General features: G+C 72.6%; 21 protein-coding genes and 3 pseudogenes. 13 read left to right on the forward strand and 11 right to left on the reverse strand.

What is annotated here, in order from left to right; translation table 11 throughout:
- The first annotated feature begins 50 nt into the window (after nucleotides 1-50).
- The 7 genes and pseudogenes from ABZ396_RS14150 to ABZ396_RS14180 all read left to right on the forward strand — a co-directional run bounded on the left by ABZ396_RS14150 (nucleotide 51) and on the right by ABZ396_RS14180 (nucleotide 6,782).
- Nucleotides 51-728, forward strand: a complete 678-nt coding sequence (locus tag ABZ396_RS14150; protein WP_358923592.1) for a FadR/GntR family transcriptional regulator — start codon at nucleotides 51-53, stop codon at nucleotides 726-728.
- Nucleotides 725-1,390, forward strand: a complete 666-nt coding sequence (locus ABZ396_RS14155; protein ID WP_358923548.1) for a hypothetical protein — start codon at nucleotides 725-727, stop codon at nucleotides 1,388-1,390. Before ABZ396_RS14150 ends, ABZ396_RS14155 begins: the two co-directional genes overlap by 4 nt.
- Before the next feature lie 41 nt (nucleotides 1,391-1,431).
- Nucleotides 1,432-2,448 carry an asparaginase gene (locus ABZ396_RS14160; protein ID WP_358923546.1) on the forward strand — a complete coding sequence of 339 codons (1,017 nt, stop codon included), beginning with the start codon at nucleotides 1,432-1,434 and terminating at the stop codon, nucleotides 2,446-2,448.
- Between the two features lie 310 nt (nucleotides 2,449-2,758).
- Nucleotides 2,759-2,959: pseudogene (aspA, locus tag ABZ396_RS14165) on the forward strand (aspartate ammonia-lyase); the annotation flags it as partial.
- A gap of 36 nt (nucleotides 2,960-2,995) precedes the next feature.
- Entirely contained in the window at nucleotides 2,996-3,934 is a 939-nt protein-coding gene (locus tag ABZ396_RS14170) for a glutaminase (protein ID WP_358923544.1), read from the forward strand.
- Nucleotides 3,935-4,047: 113 nt separating this feature from the next.
- On the forward strand, nucleotides 4,048-5,442 hold the full coding sequence (mptB, locus tag ABZ396_RS14175) for a polyprenol phosphomannose-dependent alpha 1,6 mannosyltransferase MptB (protein ID WP_358923543.1): 1,395 nt from the start codon (nucleotides 4,048-4,050) through the stop codon (nucleotides 5,440-5,442).
- Nucleotides 5,439-6,782, forward strand: a complete 1,344-nt coding sequence (locus ABZ396_RS14180) for a glycosyltransferase family 87 protein (RefSeq protein WP_358923541.1) — start codon at nucleotides 5,439-5,441, stop codon at nucleotides 6,780-6,782. Before mptB ends, ABZ396_RS14180 begins: the two co-directional genes overlap by 4 nt.
- Here ABZ396_RS14180 and ABZ396_RS14185 read toward each other — a convergent pair.
- Nucleotides 6,725-7,711 (reverse strand): annotated as a pseudogene (locus ABZ396_RS14185) (serine hydrolase); the annotation flags it as partial. The gene ABZ396_RS14180 and the pseudogene ABZ396_RS14185 overlap by 58 nt on opposite strands.
- A gap of 94 nt (nucleotides 7,712-7,805) precedes the next feature.
- Nucleotides 7,806-8,954 carry a transcription termination factor Rho gene (gene rho, locus ABZ396_RS14190; protein ID WP_358923539.1) on the reverse strand — a complete coding sequence of 383 codons (1,149 nt, stop codon included), beginning with the start codon at nucleotides 8,952-8,954 and terminating at the stop codon, nucleotides 7,806-7,808.
- Between the two features lie 428 nt (nucleotides 8,955-9,382).
- On the opposite strand from rho, the gene ABZ396_RS14195 reads away from it, so the two are divergent.
- On the forward strand, nucleotides 9,383-10,141 hold the full coding sequence (locus tag ABZ396_RS14195) for a methyltransferase domain-containing protein (protein ID WP_358923537.1): 759 nt from the start codon (nucleotides 9,383-9,385) through the stop codon (nucleotides 10,139-10,141).
- On the opposite strand, the gene ABZ396_RS14200 is transcribed toward ABZ396_RS14195, so the two are convergent.
- From ABZ396_RS14200 to ABZ396_RS14215, 4 genes are all read right to left on the reverse strand, one after another.
- Nucleotides 10,111-10,854, reverse strand: a complete 744-nt coding sequence (locus ABZ396_RS14200) for a GntR family transcriptional regulator (protein ID WP_358923536.1) — start codon at nucleotides 10,852-10,854, stop codon at nucleotides 10,111-10,113. The genes ABZ396_RS14195 and ABZ396_RS14200 overlap by 31 nt on opposite strands.
- Nucleotides 10,855-10,975: 121 nt before the next feature.
- Nucleotides 10,976-12,142 (reverse strand): serine hydrolase domain-containing protein, encoded by a 1,167-nt coding sequence (locus ABZ396_RS14205; RefSeq protein WP_358923534.1) that lies wholly within the window; start codon nucleotides 12,140-12,142, stop codon nucleotides 10,976-10,978.
- A gap of 89 nt (nucleotides 12,143-12,231) precedes the next feature.
- Nucleotides 12,232-12,636: a nuclear transport factor 2 family protein gene (locus tag ABZ396_RS14210; RefSeq protein ID WP_358923590.1), complete on the reverse strand. Its 405-nt coding sequence runs from the start codon at nucleotides 12,634-12,636 to the stop codon at nucleotides 12,232-12,234.
- Nucleotides 12,637-12,649: 13 nt separating this feature from the next.
- A complete protein-coding gene (locus ABZ396_RS14215; RefSeq protein WP_358923532.1) occupies nucleotides 12,650-13,618 on the reverse strand; it encodes an acetylxylan esterase in 969 nt (322 codons plus the stop codon).
- A gap of 104 nt (nucleotides 13,619-13,722) precedes the next feature.
- Between ABZ396_RS14215 and ABZ396_RS14220 the strand changes: the two genes are divergently transcribed.
- Complete coding sequence (locus tag ABZ396_RS14220; protein ID WP_358923530.1) at nucleotides 13,723-15,084, forward strand: 8-oxoguanine deaminase; 1,362 nt, start codon at nucleotides 13,723-13,725, stop codon at nucleotides 15,082-15,084.
- A 27-nt stretch (nucleotides 15,085-15,111) separates the two neighbouring features.
- On the opposite strand, the gene ABZ396_RS14225 is transcribed toward ABZ396_RS14220, so the two are convergent.
- From ABZ396_RS14225 to ABZ396_RS14235, 3 genes are all read right to left on the reverse strand, one after another.
- Entirely contained in the window at nucleotides 15,112-15,699 is a 588-nt protein-coding gene (locus ABZ396_RS14225; protein WP_358923529.1) for a DUF3592 domain-containing protein, read from the reverse strand.
- A 269-nt stretch (nucleotides 15,700-15,968) separates the two neighbouring features.
- Complete coding sequence (locus tag ABZ396_RS14230; RefSeq protein WP_358923527.1) at nucleotides 15,969-16,742, reverse strand: ferredoxin reductase; 774 nt, start codon at nucleotides 16,740-16,742, stop codon at nucleotides 15,969-15,971.
- A complete protein-coding gene (locus ABZ396_RS14235) occupies nucleotides 16,735-17,340 on the reverse strand; it encodes a sulfite oxidase-like oxidoreductase (RefSeq protein ID WP_358923525.1) in 606 nt (201 codons plus the stop codon). Before ABZ396_RS14235 ends, ABZ396_RS14230 begins: the two co-directional genes overlap by 8 nt.
- A gap of 169 nt (nucleotides 17,341-17,509) precedes the next feature.
- Here ABZ396_RS14235 and ABZ396_RS14240 point away from each other — a divergent pair, with 169 nt between their 5' ends.
- Together ABZ396_RS14240 and ABZ396_RS14245 are read left to right on the forward strand one after the other, a co-directional pair.
- Nucleotides 17,510-18,433, forward strand: coding sequence for an NADP-dependent oxidoreductase (locus ABZ396_RS14240; protein WP_358923523.1), 924 nt, complete (start codon nucleotides 17,510-17,512; stop codon nucleotides 18,431-18,433).
- Complete coding sequence (locus tag ABZ396_RS14245; RefSeq protein ID WP_358923521.1) at nucleotides 18,430-19,179, forward strand: GNAT family N-acetyltransferase; 750 nt, start codon at nucleotides 18,430-18,432, stop codon at nucleotides 19,177-19,179. The genes ABZ396_RS14240 and ABZ396_RS14245 overlap by 4 nt, the downstream gene beginning before the upstream one ends.
- Here ABZ396_RS14245 and ABZ396_RS14250 read toward each other — a convergent pair.
- Complete coding sequence (locus tag ABZ396_RS14250; protein WP_358923519.1) at nucleotides 19,140-19,583, reverse strand: MarR family winged helix-turn-helix transcriptional regulator; 444 nt, start codon at nucleotides 19,581-19,583, stop codon at nucleotides 19,140-19,142. The two genes, ABZ396_RS14245 and ABZ396_RS14250, sit on opposite strands and share 40 nt — an antisense overlap.
- A gap of 140 nt (nucleotides 19,584-19,723) precedes the next feature.
- Between ABZ396_RS14250 and ABZ396_RS14255 the strand changes: the two genes are divergently transcribed.
- Both ABZ396_RS14255 and ABZ396_RS14260 read left to right on the forward strand, forming a co-directional pair.
- Nucleotides 19,724-20,797 (forward strand): hypothetical protein, encoded by a 1,074-nt coding sequence (locus ABZ396_RS14255; RefSeq protein WP_358923518.1) that lies wholly within the window; start codon nucleotides 19,724-19,726, stop codon nucleotides 20,795-20,797.
- A 34-nt stretch (nucleotides 20,798-20,831) separates the two neighbouring features.
- On the forward strand, nucleotides 20,832-21,623 hold the full coding sequence (locus tag ABZ396_RS14260) for a putative protein N(5)-glutamine methyltransferase (RefSeq protein WP_359184652.1): 792 nt from the start codon (nucleotides 20,832-20,834) through the stop codon (nucleotides 21,621-21,623).
- A gap of 88 nt (nucleotides 21,624-21,711) precedes the next feature.
- Here ABZ396_RS14260 and ABZ396_RS14265 read toward each other — a convergent pair.
- A pseudogene (locus ABZ396_RS14265) lies at nucleotides 21,712-21,891 on the reverse strand (GNAT family N-acetyltransferase); the annotation flags it as partial.

Consider the following 21,891-nt stretch of genomic DNA (forward strand, 5'->3'; position numbering starts at 1 on the left):
ACCTGTCAGACAGCCAGACAGGTGGGATCGGCCCGCGGCGCGTCAGCGCCATGGAAGCGGTGCTGAGCCACCTTCGCGGTGCCATCGAGCGCGGCGAGTACGCCATAGGCGACAAGCTCCCCTCCGAGGCGGAGCTGTGCCGCGCCCTCGAGGTCTCCCGGCCCGTGCTCCGTGAGGCGCTGCGGGCGCTCCAGACGATGGGCCTGACCGTCTCCAAGACCGGCAAGGGCACCTTCGTCGTCGCGAACGCCGTCGAGGACCCCACCTTCGGCGACTACGTGGCCAGCGACCTGCTCGAGGTGCGCCGCCACATCGAGATCCCGGTCGCCGGGTACGCGGCGCTGCGCCGCACCCCGGAGAACCTGGACCACCTGGCCCATCTGCTCGACCGCATGGAGCGGGAGACGGACACCACCGCGTGGGTCGCGATGGACACCCTCTTCCACCTGGCCGTGGCCGAGGCCGCCCAGAACCCGGTCTTCGGACGGGTCATCGAGGAGATCCGGGACGCACTGGCGCGTCAGTCGGCCTTCCTCAACGAACTGGGCGGCCGCCGTGAGCAGTCCAACCGGGAGCACCGGGCCATCGTGGAGGCGCTGATCGACGGTTCCGAACCCGACGCCGTGCGGGCCATGAGTCACCACCTCGACCGCGTCGAGACGACCCTCACCCACATCGTGCGTCCCGCGCGGACGGACGGGCCCACGGAAGACGGACCCGAGGCGTGAGCGAACAGCACCTCAAAGACGAGACACGCCCCTCGTCCCGTCACGTCGACGATGGAGACCACGGCTACACCAAGTCGCTGAAGCACCGGCACGTCAACATGATCGCCATCGGCACCGGCCTCTTCCTCGGCGCCGACGGCCGCATCGCCGACGCCGGCCCCTCCCTCTCCTACGCGGTCTGCGGGGTCTTCGCCTTCCTCGTCGTACGCGCCCTCGGCCAACTGGGCCCGGGATCCGAGTTCACCGCGCGGATGAGCCGCAGCCAGGTGCCGTACGGCGGGATCCTGCTCACCAGCGGTATCTGTGTCCTCGGCGTGGGCCTCAACTTCGTCGTCCCCGCCGAGGCGTTCGAGATCATCCTCGACTTGGCGGCGATCAGCATCCTCGCCACCTGGGGCATGATCATGCTCTGTCACCCGCTCTTCCGGCACAAGACCCAGAAGGGCGAACTCACCCGGCCCGGCTACCGACTGCCGGGCTCTCCCTGGACCGAGATGGTGACGCCGGCCTTCCTGGCCTCCGTCCTGGTCCTCGTGTACGCCGACGGCGGCGCCGGACGCACCACCGTGCTGTGCCTGCCGCTGATCGTCGCCGCGCTGGTCGCCGGCTGGTACGCCATCCGCGGCCGACTCGCGCGCCCGTCCACCGGTACCGGCGCGTGAACCGCGCAGGTCCGTCCCGACTCACCCGAGATCAGGCAGTGATGTACAGCAGTTCCCCCGCGGCCGCACCCATCGTCCGTGAACCCCTGCACGCCCCCGTCGCCCACCTCATCCGCGGCGGGGTCGTCGAGGGCATCCACTACGGCTCCGTCGTCGTCCTCGGCGCCGACGGAGAAGTCCAGTTCCAGCTCGGCGACATCGAGGCCGCGTTCTACCCGCGTTCTGCCATCAAGCCCGTCCAGGCCGTGGCCATGCTGCGGGCGGGGCTGCCGCTCGACGGCGAGCTGCTCTCACTGGCCGCCGCCAGCCACTCCGGCGAGGAGCGGCACCTCGCCGGGACCCGGCGGATCCTCGATCTCGCCGGCCTCACCGAGGACGATCTGCGCAACGTTCCCGACCTGCCGTACGACCCCGTCGTCCGGGACGCCTGGATCCGCGAGGGCCGGCTGCCGTCGCGGCTCGCGCAGAACTGCTCCGGGAAGCACGCGGCGATGCTGTGGACCGCGAAGCTGAACGGCTGGTCCGTCGAGGACTATCTGGCGCCGGAGCACCCGCTGCAGCAGGCGGTCGCCGAGATCGTCGAGGACCTGACGGGGCAGCGCATCGCGCGTACGACGGTGGACGGCTGCGGTGCCCCTCTGTTCTCCATCTCCCTGCACGGGCTCGCCCGGGCGGTGTCGCGGATCGTGGCCGCCGCGCCGGGGACGCCGCAGGCGCGCGTCGCCGACGCGATGCGGGAGCACGCCGAGATGGCGTCCGGGGCCGGACGGGACGTCGCCGCACTGATGCGGGCGGTGCCGGGGCTGCTGGCGAAGGACGGCTTCGAAGGTGTGCAGGTCGCCGCGCTGGCTGATGGCCGGGCCATCGCGGTGAAGATCGCCGACGGGGCGAACCGGGCGCGGATTCCGGTGGCCGCGGCGGCGCTGGCGCGGGCCGGGGTCGACCCTGCTCTGCTCACGGGGTTCCAGGGCGAGGCGTTGCTCGGCGGAGGCCGGGAGGTCGGGCGGGTGCGGCCTGTTCGGTCGCTGGAGCCGGTCGACGTTCCGGTGTGCGCGTAGCGGGTGTCCGGCGGATCACGGCGGCTGTAGGAACGCCGCTTCTTGGCCGGGCCGAGCGGGGTCTGGTGCGTCCAGCTGCAGGGCGGAGGAGGCGTAGACAATCAGCCGCTTCCGCGGCGGGGGCGCCCGCGGCCGAAGGCTGGGGGACGTCGGCGAGTGTCGGCAACACGGCTGGGTCCTCCTCGGGGGAGTGCGTGCCGGACCCTGCGACGCCGACATGACCGCCGGGCACCCCCTTGTGATCCGGGCGGCCATGCATGGGGGCGGCTGCAGGTCTTTCCTGGCTGGTCGCGCCCACGCGGCGGTACCGGTCGAGAGCTCCATCGGCCTGGTCACCGCCCTCAACCCGTACATCGGGTACACGGCGGCCACCGACACCGCCAAGGAAGCCCTCGTCACCGGTCGGGGTGTAGCGGAACTCCTCCTGGAGAAGGGGCTGCTGCCCGCCGGTCGGCTCGCCGACCTGCTGCGTCCCGAGGTGGTCGCGGGCACCGGTTCGCACCTCGTCTGACCTGCGAGTACGCACCAGGACCGGTCCGGAGGCACAATGGTGATCATGACAATGACGTCGTCCCCCGCCTTCCTGCCGGTCCTGGAGCGGATCGCGGAGGAAATGGAGCGGACGCCCGGGCGCGGGCGGCCCGCCGACTACATACCGGCGCTCGCCGCCTGCGATCCCCGCAGCTTCGGCATGGCCGTGGCCGAGCTGGACGGCACGGCCTACGGCGTCGGTGACTGGCGGCAGCCGTTCTCCGCACAGTCCATCACCAAGGTCTTCACCCTCGCCCTCGACCTGGCCCGTGAGGGCGACGAACTCTGGGAGCACGTCGGCCGCGAACCCTCCGGCAACCCCTTCAACTCCCTGGTCCAGCTGGAGTACGAGAACGGCATCCCGCGCAACCCCTTCATCAACGCGGGCGCCCTCGTCGTCACCGACCGCCTCCACACCCGTACCGGAGACGCGGCCGGCGAACTCCTCACCTTTCTGCGCGCCGAGAGCGGCAACGACTCCATGGGCTTCGACAAGGACGTGGCCGCCTCCGAGTCGCAGCACGGCGACCGCAATGCCGCCCTGGCCCACTTCATGGCGTCCTACGGCAACATCGACAACGAGATCCCGGTCCTCCTCGACCAGTACTTCCGCCAGTGCTCCGTCGCCGCGTCCTGTGCCGACCTCGCCCTGGCGACGACGTTCCTGGCCCGCCACGGCATCCGGGCCGACGGCACCCGTCTGCTCACCAGCAGCCAGGCGAAGCAGGTCAACGCGGTGATGCTGACCTGCGGGACGTACGACGCGGCGGGAAACTTCGCCTACCGGGTCGGCCTGCCAGGGAAGAGCGGGGTCGGCGGCGGCATCATCGCCGTGGTGCCGGGGCGTTGTGCCATCTGCGTGTGGAGCCCGGGCCTGGACGAGCGGGGCAACTCGGTGGCGGGAGTGGCGGCGCTGGACAGATTCACGACACTCACGGGTCTGTCGGTGTTCTAGGAGACGGCAGAAGAAGGGTTCCACCACCTACAGGTAACAACTAGGCCGCTCCCAAGAAAACACCCCGTCGCTTTCTGGCCACCCGCCATTGACACGCTGACCCAGTGTTGGCCATGGTTTTCCCCATCGATCTACGCCGCTGCCAGGTGCTTGGCCTGGCCGGCACCGCCTTCCTGGCCCTGGGAGGTGAGACAGCCGGTGCCCTGCCCGTGGAGGATCTCCTCGCGCCGAGCTCCGTGCAGGCGGCGTTCGGCCTGGTCGGGGTCTACTTCGGCGTCGTGCTCCTCATCGCGGCCTGGCTGCTGCTCGGGCGCCTCGTGCGCAGCGGCGAACCGCCCACCCCGCGACAGCTGTTGCTGGTCCTCGCCGTCTGGGCGACCCCGCTGCTGCTGGCACCCCCGCTGTTCAGCCGGGACGTATACAGCTACCTCGCGCAGGGCGCGATGGTCGACGCGCACATGGACGTCTACACGGCGGGACCCGCCCAGCTCGGCGGTCCGCTGGCCGACGAGGTCGCCCCGGTCTGGCAGAACACCGCGGCCCCGTACGGCCCCGCGTTCATGGGTGTCGCCTCGCTGCTGTCCGGCCTGACCCGGGGCGAACTCCCGGCCGGGCTCTTCGGGATGCGCCTGGTCGCCCTGCTCGGCGTCGGCCTGATGGCGGCCGCGCTGCCCCGGCTCGCCCGGCACAGCGGTGCCGACCCGGCCGCCGCGCTCTGGCTCGGGGCTCTCAACCCCCTGGTGCTTCTGCACCTGGTCGCGGGCGCCCACAACGACGCGATAATGCTCGGTCTGCTCGGCCTCGGTCTGGTCGCGGCGCTCGGCCGCTGGCCGGTCCTGGGAGCCGTGCTCGTCACGCTCGCGGCGCTGGTGAAGGCGCCCGCCGCACTGGGTCTGCTAGCGGTCATCGTCGTACAGGCGCGCAAGGGCCGCAGTCCGGTGCGCGCCACCCTGCTGACGGCGGCCGCGTCCGGCGCCACGACGGTGGCCGCGACCGCCGTCGCCGGGACCGGGTACGGCTGGATAAGGGCGCTGGACACGCCCGTCTCCGCGCACAACTGGGCGCTCAGCAGCCTGCTCGGCCGGGCCACCGGCGCGCTTCTCGAACACCTCGGCAGCGATCTGGCGCCGCTGGCCGTCCCGGCCTGGCATCTGCTCGGCCTCGCGCTCACCGCGGTGACCGTGCTGCTGATATGGCTCCGGCTGCGGCCCCGCCCGATCTACGCCCTCGGCCTGAGCCTGGCCGCGGTCGCCGCCTTCGGACCGGCGATCCGGCCCTGGTACGCCATCTGGGGCCTGTTCCTGATAGCGGCAGCGGCGCCCAGCACCTCGGTACGGCACCGGGTGGCCGCCGTCACCGGAGTGCTCGCGCTCGCCGTGCTGCCCAGCGGCGGCCCAGCCGACGCCGGCCAGCTGGTCCTCGCCGTCTCCGGTGGGGTGCTCGGCGTGGTCGTGCTGTGGCAGGCCCACCAGGCCGCGCAGGCCCCGGCCGTGGGACGTACGGCATGAGGGGACCGCGTACCGACCGGGGGAGACTGCTGCTCGTCCTGGTCCTCGTCGCCGCCGTGACCGTGTTCACGGCCACCGTGCCGCTGCTGCGCGGCTGGTTCGACCTGCGCGTCTACTACGGCACCGTGCACACCTGGGTGCACCACGGCGGGCGGATCTACGACTACCGGGTGCCCGGGACGACGTACGGCTTCACCTATCCGCCGTTCGCCGCCGTCGGCATGCTGCCCATGGCGCTGGTGGGGCGGCACCTGGCCATCGCGGCCTCGCTGCTGGTCAACCTGGCCGCACTGGCCTTCGTGCTGCGCATCCTGGCCGGGCCGGGCTGGCGGCGCTGGGGCTGGTACCGCTGGGCGCTGGCCCTGTGCGCGCTGGCGCTGTTCGAGCCGCTGCGGGACACCTTCAGCTTCGGCCAGGTGAACCTGGTGCTGCTCGCCCTGGTCCTCGGCGACTGCTGTCTGCTGCGCAGCGGGCGGGGACGCTGGGCGGGGGTCGGGATCGGGCTCGCCGCCGCCGTCAAGCTCACACCGGCGCTGTTCATCGGCATGCTGTTGCTCGCCCGCAGATGGCGGGCGGCGGCGACCGCGACGGCGGTGACGCTCGCCGCCACCGGGCTCGCCGCCTGGGCCGACCCGAAGGCGTCCCGCTACTACTGGACGCAGGCGCTGTGGGACACCAGCCGGGTCGGCCGGCTCGACTATGTGTCGAACCAGTCGCTGCAGGGCGTACTGGCCCGGCTCGGCCATCCGGACAAGCCGCTGTGGGCGACGGTCGTGCTGCTCACGCTGGCCGTGTGGGCGTGGCGGACCCGCAAGGCGGTGGCGGCCGGGGACTGGACGGCCGCCTTCGCGCTCACCGGTCTCACCGCCTGCCTGGTCAGCCCGATCACCTGGGTGCACCACCTGGTGTGGGCGCTGCCCGCCTTCGCGTTGCTGGCCCGCGCGGGGTACCCGCGGATCGCGGGCGCCCTCTACGCGGTGATGTGCACCAGCGTGGTGTGGCTGTGGTTCGACGACGCGTCCGGCATCGACGGGTTCTTCGGCAGCAACATCTACACCTGGATCACCCTGGGCCTGCTGCTGGGCCTGCCGACCGGTCAGTCCCGCCCGGACCGGTCGCCCCTGAGCCGCATCGCGAGGGTCACGGCACCCACGCCGAGCGCCGCGAAGCCCGCGGCGACGGCGGTGTCGGACCAGCCGGAGTCGCCATCGGGTGCCGTGGCCGCCGCCAGCGGTACGGTGCTCGGACCCGGCCGGGGCCGCGGTCTGGCCCGCAGAGCGTCCAGCGAGCCCACCGGGTCGACCCTTCCGGCCGCCTCGAAACCCCAGTCGAGCAGCTGACGGGCCTCGTCGTACACGCCTCCGTCCTGGGGGTTCATCACCGTCACGATGAGGGTGCGCCCGCCCCGCCGGGCGGCGGCGACAAGGGTGTTGCCGGCGTTGGTGGTGTAGCCGTTCTTGATCCCGATCAGTCCGGGATACCGGGCCACACCGTCCTCGCCGGTCAGCAGCCGGTTGGTGTTCTCGATGCCGAACGACCAGCCGTCGCCGGCGGGGAAGCGGGCCGCGGCGGTGGAGCAGTAGTGGGCGAAGTCGCGGTTGCGCAGCCCGGCCCGGCCGAACACCGCCAGGTCGAATGCCGAGGAGACCTGCCCCGGCGCGTCGTAGCCGTCGGGGGACTCGACGTGCGTGTCGAGGGCGCCCAGGGAACGCGCCTTGGCCTGCATCCGGGTGACGGTGCGTTCCCAGCCCCCGCCGAGCGCGGACAGGACGTGCACGGCGTCGTTGCCGGAGCTGAGGAAGACCCCGCGCCACAGATCGGCCACCCGGTAGGTGTGCCCCTCCTCGACGCCGACCAGGCTGCTGCCCTCACCGACGTCCGCCAGTTCCTCGTGCGTCACCCGGTGCTCCATACCGGCCGGCAGGACCGGCAGCACGGTGAGCGCGAACAGCGTCTTCAGCGTGCTGGCCGGGGGCAGCTGGACATGCGCCTCGTTCGCCGCCAGCACCTGGCCGCTGCCCGCGTCGGCCACCAGCCAGGAGAGCGCGGAGACGTCGGGGACCTGTGGCACCCCGGGGTGCGGCCGTACCTGTGTGCCGGAGTGGTAGAGCAGCGACGGCCCGGGCACCACCGCCCTCGGGGGCGGGGCCGGGTCCAGCGCGCCGGCGGCGGCCGTACCGGGCGTCAGCGCCAGCAGGGCCGCCAGGCAGACGGCGCAGCTCGACACCGCCGCTCGGCGAGGGAATCGGTCAGGGAATCCGATCGTCATACGATCAACGTAGGAAGGGAGCGGGTGTCCGGCGCGCAGCCTGGGCCGGACGGACGCACTGAGCAACCCGGATGCCGCACGCCCGGCTCCGGTGTCAGCCCGCCGGCAGGGTCGGCTGGACACGGCGCAGGAAGGTCGCGTTGTCCGGCGTCTCACGCATCCGCTCAAGGAGCGTCTCCAGCCCGCAGGGAGTCCCCTCCCGGCTCTGCAGGGCCCGGCGCAGCCCGCGTACGGCGGTCAACTCGGCCGGGGTGAGCAGGAGTTCCTCGCGGCGGGTGCCGGAGGGGGAGATGTCCAGGGCCGGGAAGACCCGCCGCGAGGCTAGTTCGCGGTCCAGGCGCAGCTCCATGTTGCCGGTGCCCTTCAGCTCCTCGAAGAAGTAGCCGTCGGCCCGGGAGCCGGTGTCCACCAGAACGGTGGCGAGGACGGTGAGCGAGCCGCCCTCCTCGGCCTTGCGGGCGGCTCCGAAGAACCGCTTGGGGCCGAGCAGCGCGCCGGCGTCGACGCCGCCGCTGAGGGTGCGGCCGTTGGCGGCGGCCGCGTTGTTGTGGGCCCGGCACAGCCGGGTCAGGGAGTCCAGGAGGATGACGACGTCCCGGCCGTCCTCGACGAGCCGCTTGGCCCGCTCGACGACGAGTTCGGCGAGCGCGATGTGCTCCTTGGCGGGCCGGTCGAAGGTGGAGGCGTACACCTCGCCGTGGACCGAGCGCCGCATGTCGGTGACTTCCTCGGGGCGCTCGTCGAGCAGCAGCACCATCAGGTGGGACTCGGGGTGGTTGCCGGCGACGGCGGCCGCGAACTGCTGGAGCAGCACGGTCTTGCCGGTCTTCGGCGGGGCCACGATCAGCCCACGCTGCCCCTTGCCGACAGGGGCGAACAGGTCGGTGACCCGTCCGGCGAGCCCGGAGGCGGGGTGTTCGAGGCGGATCCGCTCGTGCGGGTGCAGCGGGGTGAGATCGTGGAAGTGACGGCGGCCGCGCAGCTCTTCGGGTGTACGGCCGTTGACGCGCGTGACCTCGGTCAGTGTGCGCTGGTTGCTCCGGACGCCCTCGACGAGGTCGCCCTTGCGCAGGCCATGACGGCGGATCAGCGCGGCGGAGACCTGCGGGTCGGCCGGGGAGGACAGGCAGCTCGGGGCCCGCAGATGCCCCTTCCCGCCTGCGTCGATGTCGAGGACACCGGTGACGGGCCGGGCGGCGTTCTGGGCCTGCTGCTGTACGGGAGGTTCGAGTGTGGTGGTCACGAGAGGTGGTCCTTTCGAGGACGGAAGACATGAGGGAAGGGGGAGGGTGCCGCGAGCGTGAGGCGGGCGTGCAGGCCTCTGTGCGGCGGGAACGACACCTCGGGAACGGCACAGAAAGCCCTGGTCACGAGGTGGTGCGGAGAAGCCGGGCGGCCGGTCGGGAAGCGACGGGCGAAGCGGCTGGAGGAGAGGGAATCGGCACCGGCGCCCGACGAGGGGGCGACCACAGGTGCTGTTCGCACTATACCCGGTGCTCCGTCGTGGTCAACATGGCGCCGGTCACCGATATTCCCGGTCGCGACGTGGCCGGGAACCCCGCATCCGCATGCTGGGCGGTGAGCCCGGCGACCGAGCCGACGTTCACGATCGAGGAACCGGCCGGCACTTTTGGCCGGGTCCGGCGCCGGTGGCTCCCGTAAGCTGGCCGGATGTTCAGCCCCGATGGCCCGAGCCTCCGCGAGCTCACCGTCCAGGCCCTCTCCTCGGTCGAGCGCGGCTACGACCTGCTGGCCCCGAAGTTCGATCACACCCCCTTCCGGACCTCGGACTCGGTCCTGGAGGCGGTCGCCAAGGCGCTTGCCCCGCTCGGTCCGTTCCCGGACGGCCTTGACCTGTGCTGCGGCACCGGCGCCGGTCTGGACGTGCTGGCCCAGGTGTGCCGGAACAGCGTCACCGGCGTCGACTTCAGCGCCGGCATGCTCGACATCGCCCGCCGCCTGCCCCCGCCCGACGGCCCGGATGTCAACTGGGTGCGCGCCGATGCCCGGGCCCTGCCGTTCGCGGCCGCCTTCGACCTGGTCGTCAGCTTCGGGGCGTTCGGGCACTTCCTGCCCCGGGAGCTGCCCGGCCTGTTCGGCCAGGTCCACTCGGTACTGCGGCCGGAAGGGACCTTCGCCTTCCCGGTGCTGGCGCCGCCCCGCCCCACCCGCCCGGGATTCTGGATGCTGCTCGGCTTCGACGCCGCGATGCGGGTGCGCAACGCCCTGTGGCGGCCCCCGTTCGTCATGTACTACCGGGCCTTCCGACTCGGTGCTGTGGTGGGGGAGTTGGAGCGGACGGGGTTCTCGGTGGACCTGTGCGGGCTGCCCGAGTTCGGCCGGCGGGACGACGGCAGCCCACGCGCCCGGCTCGTCGTGGCCAGGAAGCTCAGTGGAGGTCAGCCGGCGGCGGGAACCGTGAACTCGTAGACCAGCGCGTCCTGCTGGGCGTCCACCACGAGATCGGTGATCTCCAGCGGGCGGGCGTACTGGTCGTGCACCCGGCGGGTCACCCGGACCGAGGCCGCGTCCGCGACCTGGCTGATCGAGTCCCGGTGGTGCAGGGTGAGGCCCGCCTTGCGCATCCAGTCGTAGGCCCGGTGCAGTTGTGCGGCGGCCGCACCGTCGGCCCGGTCCCGGTAGCGGCCCAGTTCCTCGACCTCGGTCAGTGCGACGGCCGAGAAGGAGGTCATGGCGGTGCGCAGGGCCCGGCCGTCGGGTGAGGTGGACTCGTAGCGGTGGACCAGGGTCGGGCGGTGCGGGGCGAGGCCCAGTGCCGCCGCGTGCTCGGGTGGTGGCTCCTCCCAGGTCACCGTGGCCCGGTCGACCGTGCCGTGCTCCGTGGTGCCGGCGCCCACCGGGAACGCCAGGGAGACCGGGCTCTCGACCGGCCGGCCGCGCAGTGTGGCGTGACTGCCCCGCCGGTCGGTGGCGACCAGACCGCTGTGGCGCAGCACCTCCAGCGCCTGCCGGACGGTTTCCCGGCTGACCCCGAAGTGCTGTGCCAACTGGCGTTCCCCCGGTAGCCGTTCGCCCGGCGGGACGGTGCCGTCGCGCAGTTCGCCGAGGAGCTGTGTCGCTATCCGCCAGTACAGGGGCTGCCCTTCGCTCTCGGAGTGGTCGTGGTGGGTGGTGCGGGCCATGCCGCGCCTCCTGTTGGTGACAAGACGTAGCCGTGCGGGCTCATTGCGCGACCAGATCTAAGCATTGGTCTAAACCATCAGGGAAGGGCGGCTCACAGGTTCGGCCGAAACCGAACCGGCCTCACAGGCTCGCGTAGAGGGCGTTCACCAGGGCCGTCTTCCGTGGATCATCCGCGATCCGTGGCCCCATCCGGTTCATCACGTATCCCAGCGACACCCCCGCCTCCGGATCGGCCAGCCCGCACGAACCACCGAATCCGTCGTGCCCGAAGGCCCGTGGGTTCGGTCCGTAGGAACCGTTCGCCCCACTCAGCCACAGACCGAGCCCCACCTCGGTCTCGTGCTCGAAACCCGACCCGAGCACCAGGTCACGGCAGCTGCCCTGCCCCTCACGCACCCGCTCGGCCGCCTCCGGCGACAGCAGGCGCACGCCGCCGTACTCACCCCGGCCCGCGAACACGCCGTACAGCGCGGCCACCGCCCTGGCCGTGCCGTGGCCGTTGGCCGCCGGGATCTCGGCCGCCCGCCACTCCGGCGTGTTCGCCGCGGTCGCGCCCACCCCCGGGTTGGCCAGGGCCGCGACGGCCGCGGGCGCCAACTGGCTGAAGATCGCAGCCTGTTCACTGTCCGACGTGACCCGTGGATGCTCCAGTGCCGCCGCCCGCCCGGACTCCTTCTCCGGCAGCCCGACGGTGAAGTCGACGCCCAACGGCCCGGTCACCTCACCCTCCAGGAACGCCCCCGGCAGCAGCCCCGACACCCGCCGCACCACCTCGCCGACCAGGAAGCCGTAGGTCAGGGCGTGATACCCGGACCGCGTCCCCGGCTCCCACCAGGGCTCCGTCGCAGCCAGCCGCGCGGTCGTCAACTCCCAGTCGTACAGCTGCTGGAGCGAGTGCGGCTCCCGCAGACCGGACAGCCCGGCGCGGTGCGAGAGCAGGTGCCGGACGAGGACCTGCTCCTTGCCCGCCGCCGCGAACTCGGGCCAGTAGTCGGCCACCGGCGCGTCGAGGTCGAGCAGCCCCCGGTCGGCCAGGATGTGCGCGCACAGCGCCACCGGGCCCTTGGTAGTCGACCAGACGTTCACCAGGGTGTCCCGCTCCCACGGCCGGCTGTGCGCCGGGTCCGCCCAGCCGCCCCACAGATCCACAACCGTCTCGCCGCCGACCGTCACCGCCACCGCGGCACCCAGCTCATCCCGGCCCCGGAAGTTCTCCTCGAAGGCCTCCCGCACCGCCGCGAAACGCGGCTCGCAGTGACCGTGGACCTGTGGCTCGTGCTCGGACATGCGCCCTCCGTCGTACGCCGGAAAACCCGCACCGCGGCAGTGCGGCCCGGGCACCCAGAACGTACCGACTGGTCGGACTGGAGGGAAGGTCAGTGGAGGAAGAGACCCCCGGACGGCTCCTCGTGCCCCTCGGTGGTGTGCCAGTAGTCGCGGCTCCGCACCGCCAGGCCCTGCGGGTCGAAACGTACGAACACACACCCGGCCAGCGTGGCCGCCGTGCCACTTTCCTCGGAGAACACCCGGAACTCGGCCACCGCGACCCGGTCAGGCCCCACCAGCGGCGCCGAGAACCGCACGTCCGTCACCCGCTCCTCTTCGAACGACCAGCGCAGATACGCGGCGAGTTCGTCCCGTCCCCGGTGCGGTTCGCGGAACGGCATCGAGCGGTGCACACAGTCCTCGGCGTACAGGGCGAGCAGGGCGTCCACGTCGTGGGCGGCCCAGCCGCGCTCCCAGACCCGGACGAACCGCTCGGCGGCCGCCCGCGTGTCCAACTCCTGCACGTCCTCAGGCATATGCGCGCAGCCAGCGCATCTTCGTCGCCTCGTGGTACGGGCCGCCGCCCTCGTGGTCGTTGAAGTCGTACACCTCGATCGCCTTGTCCTCGTACGCCCAGGAGTTGAAGGCCGCGGAGACCGTGGACGGCGGGCAGGTCTGGTCCTCCAGGGCCGCCGAGAACAGCGCCGGGGCCCGGCCGCGCGCTGCGAAGTGCACACCGTCGAAGTAGGAGAGGGTGCGCCGCACCTCGGCCGAGCGGCCGCGGTGCGTCTTGAGGAACAGGGCGACCTCCCGGTACGGATGACGGTCCGTCAGGGTGGTGGCGCGCGGGAAGTCGCACAGGAACGGCACGTCCGGCGCCACCGCGGCCAGGTCCGGGACGAGCCCGCCGACCGCGATGGTGATCCCGCCGCCCTGGCTGGCGCCGAGCACCACCGTCCGCGCAGCGTCGGTGAGGGGGTGCGAGCGCGCCGCCTCGACCGCCCGGACCGCGTCCGTGTACACCCGGCGGTAGTAGTAGTTCTCGGGCATGTCGATGCCCCGCGTCATGAACCCGGGGTACGCCGGCGCGCCGCCCACCGGGTCGGCGGTACCGCCACCGCCGCCCCAGGCGCTGCCCTGGCCCCGGGTGTCCATCACGAAGTGCGCCCGCCCGGTCGACGCCCACAGCAGGTTCTCGTGCGCCAGTCCGCGCCCGCCGCCGTAGCCGATGAACTCCACGATCAGCGGCAGCGGCTCGGTGGCCCCGGCCGGCAGCCGCAGCCAGCCCTTGACCGGGTGGCCGCCGAACCCGGCGAACGTCACGTCGTACACCTCGACCGTGGACAACCCGGTGTCGACCGGCTCGAAGCGGGCGTCGAGATCGTGCCCGCGGGCCTCCTGGAGCGTCTTGGACCAGAAGGCGTCGAAGTCCTCGGGCGCCACCGACGCACTGCGGTGTTCACGGAGTTCGTCCAGGGGAAGGTCGAACAGGGCCATCAACAACCACCTTTGGCGAAGGGATCGTGCGGATGATCACACCGTACGTGGGTGGCCGGACGAGTCGCCAGGCCTCTGCGTCGCCCGGCGCCTACCATGACCCCATGCCGTCAACCGTCGATCTGCTGGTCAGGGACGCCGGACTGCTCGTCGTCGACGGCGGGTGGGAGATCCCGGGCGGCTGGGCCGCCCTCACCGGTGGTCGGGTCACCTCGGTCGGGGCGGCGGGCACCGAACCGGAGGCCCGTACGGTCGTCTCCGCCTCCGGACGACTGGTCACCCCCGGCCTCGTCAACACCCACCACCACATCTACCAGAACCTCACCCGCTCCTACGCCCCCGCCGTCAACGGCTCCCTCTTCGACTGGCTGACCACCCTCTACCCCCTGTGGGCCGCCCTCGACGAGGAGGCCGCCTACGTCTCCGCGTACGTCGGTATGGCGGAACTCCTCATGGGCGGCTGCACCACGTCCTCCGACCATCTCTATGTGCATCCGCGTGCCGGCCTGGTCGACGCCGAGATCCGCGCCGCCCGTGACATCGGCTTCCGTTTCCACGCCACCCGCGGCTCGATGACACGCTCCGTCGAGGACGGCGGACTGCCGCCCAGGAGCGTCACCCAGACCACCGACGAGGTCCTCGCCGACAGTGAACGGCTCATCAGGACCCACCACGACCCCGGACCCGGCGCCCTGATCCGGGTCGCGCTCGCCCCCTGCTCACCGTTCTCGGTGACCAAGGAGGTGATGACGGCGACCGCCGAACTCGCTGAGCGGTACGACGTGCGCCTGCACACCCATCTCGCCGAGGACCACGACGAGGACACCTACTGCCTGGAGACCTACGGCTGCCGTCCCGTCGAGTACGTCGAGGACTGCGGCTGGCTGAGCGACCGCACCTGGGTCGCCCACTGCATCTATCCGAACGACGCCGAGCTGAGACGGCTGGCCGACGCGGGCGTCGGCGTCGCCCACTGTCCCAGCTCCAACATGCTGATCGGCGGCGGTACGGCACGGGTGCGGGAGATGCGGGAACTCGGACTGCCCGTCGGCATCGGCTGCGACGGGTCGGCCTCCACGGATCACGCCTCCCTCTGGATGGAGACGCGCAACGCCCTGCTGCTGGCCCGCTACCGGGGCGGACCCGGCGCGATGACCGCCCGCGACGCCCTCGACATCGCCACCCGCGGCTCGGCCCGATGTCTGGGCCGCGCCGACGAACTGGGACACCTGCGCCCCGGCGCCTGCGCCGACCTGGTCGTCTGGGATCTGCACGACGTCGCCCTGGCCGGCGCGCTCACCGACCCGGTCGAGGCCTGGCTGCGCTGCGGCCCCGCCCGGGCCTGGACGACGGTGGTGGCGGGCCGGGTACTGCTCGACCGAAGCGAACCCGTCCTGCCGGGACTGACCGAGGCGCTGCGCACGCACGCGCGTGTGGCCCGCCGGGTGCAGCAGTCGGCGGAGTAGGGGATTCCCTGGGGCCTCAGGGGGTCGTCAGGCGCGTCCGCGGGTCCAGTCCGGTCCGGTGCGTGCCCACTCCTGTTCCCACTCGGCGAGCCGGTGCCGCAGCGCGATCCGGCGGACCAGACCGTGCCCGAGCAGCACCATGGCCGCCGATCCGCCCGCCCCGCACACGCCCACGGTGACCGTGTGCTGCCAGACGGCGACCTCGTTGGGCGGCGGGGCGACACTGTGGCCCTGACGGTCGAACCACACGTCCACCGTGTCACCGGCCCGGGTCCTCGCCGGTACCCGGGCCAGGGCGGTTTTCGTCCCCTTGCCGGGTTCGGTCCAGCGGACGTCCGCCTGATAGGCGTGCTCCCGGTCGCCGCCCTGCACCGACGGCAGCTGCTCCGGCGTGTTCCCGACGACCACCGCCCGGACCATGTGCCGTTCGGCCCGCTCCACCGTCGCCACCGACCGCGCCTGCTGATGGGCCCACAGCCCCGCCGCGGCCCCCACCAGGGGCGCACCCACGCACAACAGGACCGCGACGGCCAGCGCGATCCATGCCTCCACCATGTCGGACTTGCGCCGCAGCGGGTTCTGCCGCCAGCGCCAGCCATGCACCCGGGTACGCATGTCGACCTCCTCGCCGCCACGGGAGCCGAAGGGCCGGACAGCCGGTCCGCAGCTCCCAGCGTGCCCCCCCTGCACGCGAGCGTCCACATGGGTCTGTTACCCCGTACGGAGTACCTGGCGCACCTGCCGGAGCCACGAGCGGGACACCGGCTGAAGCACACGTTCCGGCGCGCGCCGCACACCCGCCCCGGCGCCCCGCGGTACCCGGACCGCACGCCCCCCGGCAGGCCGTCCGGAAGGCCACCGGCCGTTCAGCCGAACGGCTCGGTTCAGCCGAACCGCTCGATGCGGATCCGGTCCACCGGCTGGCCGGCCGCCACGAGCAGCCGCGAGGCGTGCTCCGCGAACCCGTTGGAGCCGCACACATAGGCTTCCCACCCACCATCGGGCTGCTCGGCCACGAGCGGGGCCACATGTGTGGCGGCCATACGTCCCACCGGCACACCCTCCGGCGCGGTCCGGGTGAACACGGCCGTGGTCTCCGCGCCCAGTTCCCGCGCGTAGATCAGTTCCTCGGGGGAGCGCGCCGACACCAGCATGCGCAGCGGTACGTCCAGGGCCCGGGCCCGGTGGTGCCGGACCATCGACATCAGCGGTACGACCCCGGAGCCCGCGCCGATCAGCAGCGCGGGCCGGTCGCCGGGCCAGGCGAAGAAGCCGCTCAGCGGGCCGCGCACCTCGACGGTGTCGCCGGGCCGGGCCACGGTGTGGAACCAGCCGGAGACCTCGCCGCCGTCGACCTGGTCCAGGGTCAGCTCGATGTGCCCGGAGCCGTCCGGTGCGGAGGCGAGGGAGTAGTGGCGCTGTGCCACATAGCCGTCCTCGGCGGTCAGCCGCAGCATCAGGTGCTGCCCCGGCAGATGGCCCGCCCAGGTGGGCACCGCGAACCGGAAGGTCGCCGCGCGTGGCGTCTCGCGCCGTATCCCGGTGATCGTGGCCTGCTGCCATGTCGTCGCGGCCGGGCCGCCGACCTCGATGCGCCCGGGCACCGCGAAGCGCGTCGGGGGAGCGAAGGTCCCGGCGGCGGTCGTCGTCTCAGTCACCGGAGTACCTCTGCTCCTCCCACGGGTTGCCCCGCGCGTGGTAGCCGTTCTGCTCCCAGAAGCCGGGCTCGTCGTGGTCGAGCAGGGTGATGCCCGCGATCCACTTGGCGCTCTTCCAGAAGTACAGGTGCGGGACCAGCAGCCGCGCCGGTCCGCCGTGCTCGGCGGGCAGCGGCCGCCCCTCGTACTCGAAGGCGATCCAGGCCCGCCCGCCGGTGAGGTCCGCGAGCGGCAGATTGGCGGTGTAACCGGTGTGCGAGTAGGCGACGGCATGTGTGGCGGAGCCATGTGGCCGCACCACATCGAAGAACGCGTCCAGCGAGACGCCCCCGAACCGCACCCCGAACTTCGACCAGCTGGTCACGCAGTGGATGTCACCCTCGTACGCCGAGGTGGGCAGCGCGTGTGCCGCCGCCCAGTCCCAGGTGCGCGGCTCGGCCACCAGCCCGTCGATCCGGAACGACCAGTCGGCCGGCGCCAGCTCCGGTGTCACCTCGGCGGAGAGCACGGGCCAGTCGTCGCCCGCGTCGTACTGGCCGGGTGGCAGTCCGGCGTGGTGTGTGCGGGGGCGGCCGGTGAAGCCTCGGGTGACGTTCATGCTTCAACCGTACGACGTCCGATCGGGTGCTCAGGCCCAGGTCAGGACCCCGATCATTGCGGCCGTATGAACGATTCGCGGGCGCGGGAATAGCGGCCACGCGATCGTCCTTGGCGCTGAGTGCCGGTACCGGGACACCGGTGACAGCACCAGAGAGCGAGGAAACACGATGCCCAAGGCGTACGTCTACACCAGGCACGGCGGGCCCGAGGCCGAGGCTTTCGCCGATGTGGACCGGCCCGGTCCCGGCGCCGGTGAGCTGCTGATCGCGGTGCGGGCGGCGGGGGTCAACCCCGTCGACTGGAAGCTGCGGAACGGTTTCCGGCGCCCGGGCGAGGGCGAGGCACGCTTCCCGGTCGTCCTCGGCAGCGAGGCCGCCGGGGTGGTCGAGGAGATCGGCGAGGGCGTGACCGGGTTCGCGGTCGGCGACGAGGTCTTCGGCAACACGCCCGCCGGCGCCTTCGCCGAGTACGCCCTGCTGACGGCGTCCGTGACGGCGCACAAGCCCGCCGCGCTGTCCTTCGCCGAGGCCGCCACCCTGCCGGTCGCCGCGGCCACCGCCTACGACGGTGTGCGCCAGCTCGACCTGCCCGAGGGCGCGACCCTGCTGGTCACCGGTGCGGGCGGGGGAGTCGGCGCGGCCGCCCTGCAGATCGCCCGCGCCTGGGGGCTGCGGGTCGTGGGTGTGGCGAGCGAAGCCAAGAAGGAGTTCGTCGAGTCGCTGGGTGCCGTGCACGTGCCCTCCGGCCCCGGCCTGGCCGAGCGGGTGCGGGCCGCCGCGCCGGAGGGCGTGGACGGGGTCTACGACCTGGTCGGCGGGGAGGTGCTCGCCGAGGCGGCCGGCCTGCTCGCGGACCGCACCAGGCTCATCACCGCGGGCGCCGCGCCGGACACCGTCGCCGCGCTGGGCGGCAGCCGGGTCGAACGCGCCCGTACGGCCGCGGTCCTCGACGAGGTGGCCGAGCTCGTCGTGGGCGGGGAACTGGACCCGCATGTCTCGCGGACCTACCCGCTCGAAGAGGCGGGCCAGGCGCTGCGCACCGTCGAGGACGGGCACGCGCGCGGCAAGGTCGTGATCGAGGTCGCCATATGAGCCTCCCGAGCCCGGGCGAGAACGCCCCGCACATCCTGGACAACCCCGCCCTCGCCTCACTCACCGGCCCGCACGCCCTCTTCGCCGAACGGCGCGGGCGGGTCCTGCGCTACCCGGTGGACGTCTCCCCGTGGCTGGGCCTCCCCGAGGATCCCGGCGCCGAGGACTGGGCCGACCTCGCCGCCATGGCCGGTCCGGGCGGCGAGGTCGGGCTGGCCGGCTTCCAGGGTGAGCTCCCTGACGGCTGGGAACTCACCATGAACATCCCGGGCGTGCAGCTGGTGGACGAGGGCATGGACGCCGTCCCGGAGCCGCAGGCGGTCCGCCTCGGCCCCGCCGACGTGCCGGAGATGCTCGGCCTGGTCGAGCGCACCCGGCCGGGCCCGTTCCTGCCCCGCACCATCGAACTCGGCACCTACCTGGGCATCCGCCGGGACGGGAGGCTGATCGCGATGGCGGGGGAGCGGCTGCACCCGCCGGGCTGGACCGAGATCAGCGCGGTCTGCACCGACGCGGCCTACCGCGGCGAGGGCCTGGCGACCCGGCTGATCCGCGCGGTCGCGCACGGCATCCGGGCCCGCGGCGAGACCCCGTTCCTGCACACCGGCGCCGAGAACACCACCGCGATCCGGCTGTACGAGTCGCTCGGCTTCCGCCTGCGCCGCCATACCGCCTTCCTCGCGGCCCGGGTGCCGCAGACCCTCGGTCAGTCCTCGCCGGTGCCCGTCGACGTCCCGGCGTTGTAGCGCTCCAGGTATCCGGCGAACCTGACCAGGTCCTCCTCCGGCCAGTCCGCCAGCCGCTCCCGGAACGCGGCCCTGCGACTGTGCGTGACCTGGGCCAGGATCTCCTGCCCGGCCTCCGTGAGATGCAGCACCTGGACCCGGTGGTCCTCCGGGTCCAGGCGCCGCTCGACCAGCCCGGCCCGTTCCAGCGCCGCCACCTGCCGGCTGACCGTCGACTTGTCCAGCGCGTAGTGCGCGGCCAGGTCGGTCGCCCGGCAGCCGCCGCGCTCCTCCAGATGCCCGAGCAGCGTGTACGACACCAGCGACAGCTCGGGGTGCATACGTCCGGCGGACGCCCGGGCCCGGCGCGCGAAGACCGTCATCTCGCGCTGGATGGTCTCGACGGCCGCCTCCGCCGCCGTCATGGGAGGACCTTCGACGGCGGCACCAGCACCAGCAACATCCTCACGGAATACCTCCTCCGACATTCTAGTTGTATAGTACAACTTGAGCATGAGTTGTATAGGCCAACCAGTTTGGCCGGAAGGTCTGGAGGTCGTACGCGATGAGGTCACCGGCACTGCGCCATGTGCTCACGCACCTGATCACCCCGCTGCTGATGTGCCTGGGCATGGGGCTGGCCTACATGGGCGCGTTCGTCCACCCGGAGCCCAACCATCTGCCCGTCGCCGTGGTCGGCACCGGACCGGAGGCGAAGGTGTTCGCGCAGACCGTCAAGGACGCCGCGGGTGACCAGCTCGACGTCCGTACCGTCCCGACCCGCGCCCAGGCCGTCGACCTGCTGACGTCCCGTACCGTCACCGGCGCCTACGTGCCGAGCGCCAAGGCGCCGGAGCTGCTGGTCGCGAGCGCCGCCTCCGACATGGGCGCCACCGCAGTCGAGAAGGTCTTCATCCCCGTCGCCGCCGGGCAGGGCGTCCCGCTCAAGGTCACCGACGTGGCCGAGCCGGTCGCCGACGACCCCACGGGACAGGGCCTGTTCTTCCTCCTCATCGCGGTGAGCATCGGCTCCTACGCCTCGGTCGCCGCCCTCGGCGCGGCCGGCGGCACGCTCCCCATGCGGATACGCGCTCTGCTCGCGCTCGGCGTCTCCGCCGTCGTCAGCGGCATCGGCGCGCTGCTCGCCGGGCCGGTGTTCCACCTCGCCCACCACGACCTGGCCGGTGTCTGGGGCATGGCCTGGCTCTACTCGGCGGGCATCCTGCTCATCGGCGTCGGACTGCACACCTTCCTGAAGCGGTGGACCACGCTGGCCATGATGGTGCTGTTCGTGATGCTCAACTTCACCAGCTCCGGCGGGTTGTTCCGCCCCGAGCTGCAGAACGGCTTCTTCGGCACCCTGCACGCCTTCTGGAACGGCGCCGGCTTCGTCGAGGGTGTCCGCAGCCTGCTGTACTTCGGCGACGACGGCCTGAGCCGCCATGTGTGGACCCTCGCGGTCTGGCTGCTGGCCGGCCTGGCGCTCACCGCGGTCGCGGCGGCGTACGAGCGGGCCAAGGCCCCGGCCGCCCCCACGGCCGTACCGGGATCGCCCGCCGAACTCGCGGTGGAGGAAGCGGAGAAGGAAGCGAGGGAGGCGGAGGAAGAGGCAGAGGCAGAGGAGACGGTTGGCGTGTGACCGTCGGACCGGCGGGCCCGATAGGCTCTCGGCGATGCTCTCACTCTCCGACACCACCGCCGTCGTCGCCGCGCTGCGCGCCGCGGGCTGCGTCTTCGCCGAGGACGAGGCGGAGCTGATCCTCGCCACCGCCCGCACCCTGGACGAGCTGGCCACGATGGTGGCCCGGCGCACCACCGGACAGCCCCTGGAACACGTCCTCGGCTGGGCCGGCTTCCACGGGCTGCGGGTGCTGGTCGAACCCGGCGTGTTCGTGCCGCGCCGCCGTACCGAGTTCCTGGTCGGCGAGGCGCTGGCCCAGGCCCGGGACGCGTCCGTCGTCGTGGACCTGTGCTGCGGCTCCGGCGCGGTGGGCGCGGCCCTCGCCGCCGCCCTCGGGGACGCGGAGCTGCATGCCGCCGACATCGACCCGGTCGCGGTCGGCTGCGCCCGGCGCAACATCGCCCCCTTTGGCGGTCACGCGTACGTGGGCGACCTGTTCGACGCCCTGCCCGCCGCCCTGTGCGGCCGGGTCGGCATCCTCGCGGCCAATGTGCCCTACGTCCCCAGCGGCGAGGTGGGGCTGCTGCCCGCCGAGGCCCGCGACCACGAACCGCTGGTCGCCCTCGACGGCGGCGGCGACGGCCTCGACGTGCTGCGCAGGGTCGCCGCCGGGGCACCCGAATGGCTCGCGCCCGGCGGCTGCGTCCTCGTCGAGACGAGCGAACGCCAGGCCGGGGCAGCCGTCGAGGCCTTCGCCGCCGCCGGTCTGACCGCCCGGCTCACGGTCTCGGAGGAGCTGTTCGCCCACGTCGTGATCGGCGTACGGGAGCGGGACCAGAGGTGACGCCCGGCACGCGCGCGGGCACGTCGCGGTGGCAGACCGCTCGCACGTGGATGGGCGGGTACTCCCCGGCGGTTCCGTCGCAAACTCGACTGGATGGCGTGACCGGGGGCCACATGCCGAGCCACTGCTCGGCGCCCCAGGCCTCGAACCGCTCCACCTCGGTGAACCCCAGCTTCGCCGCGAGACGCATTGAGCCGACGTTGGCGGTCTGGGTGGTGAGCACCACCGGCTCGCCGGGAAGCGCGCCGGCGAGCCAGCCGAGTGCCGC

This window comes from Streptomyces sp. NPDC005866 (assembly GCF_040629895.1).
GTDB lineage: Bacteria > Actinomycetota > Actinomycetes > Streptomycetales > Streptomycetaceae > Streptomyces.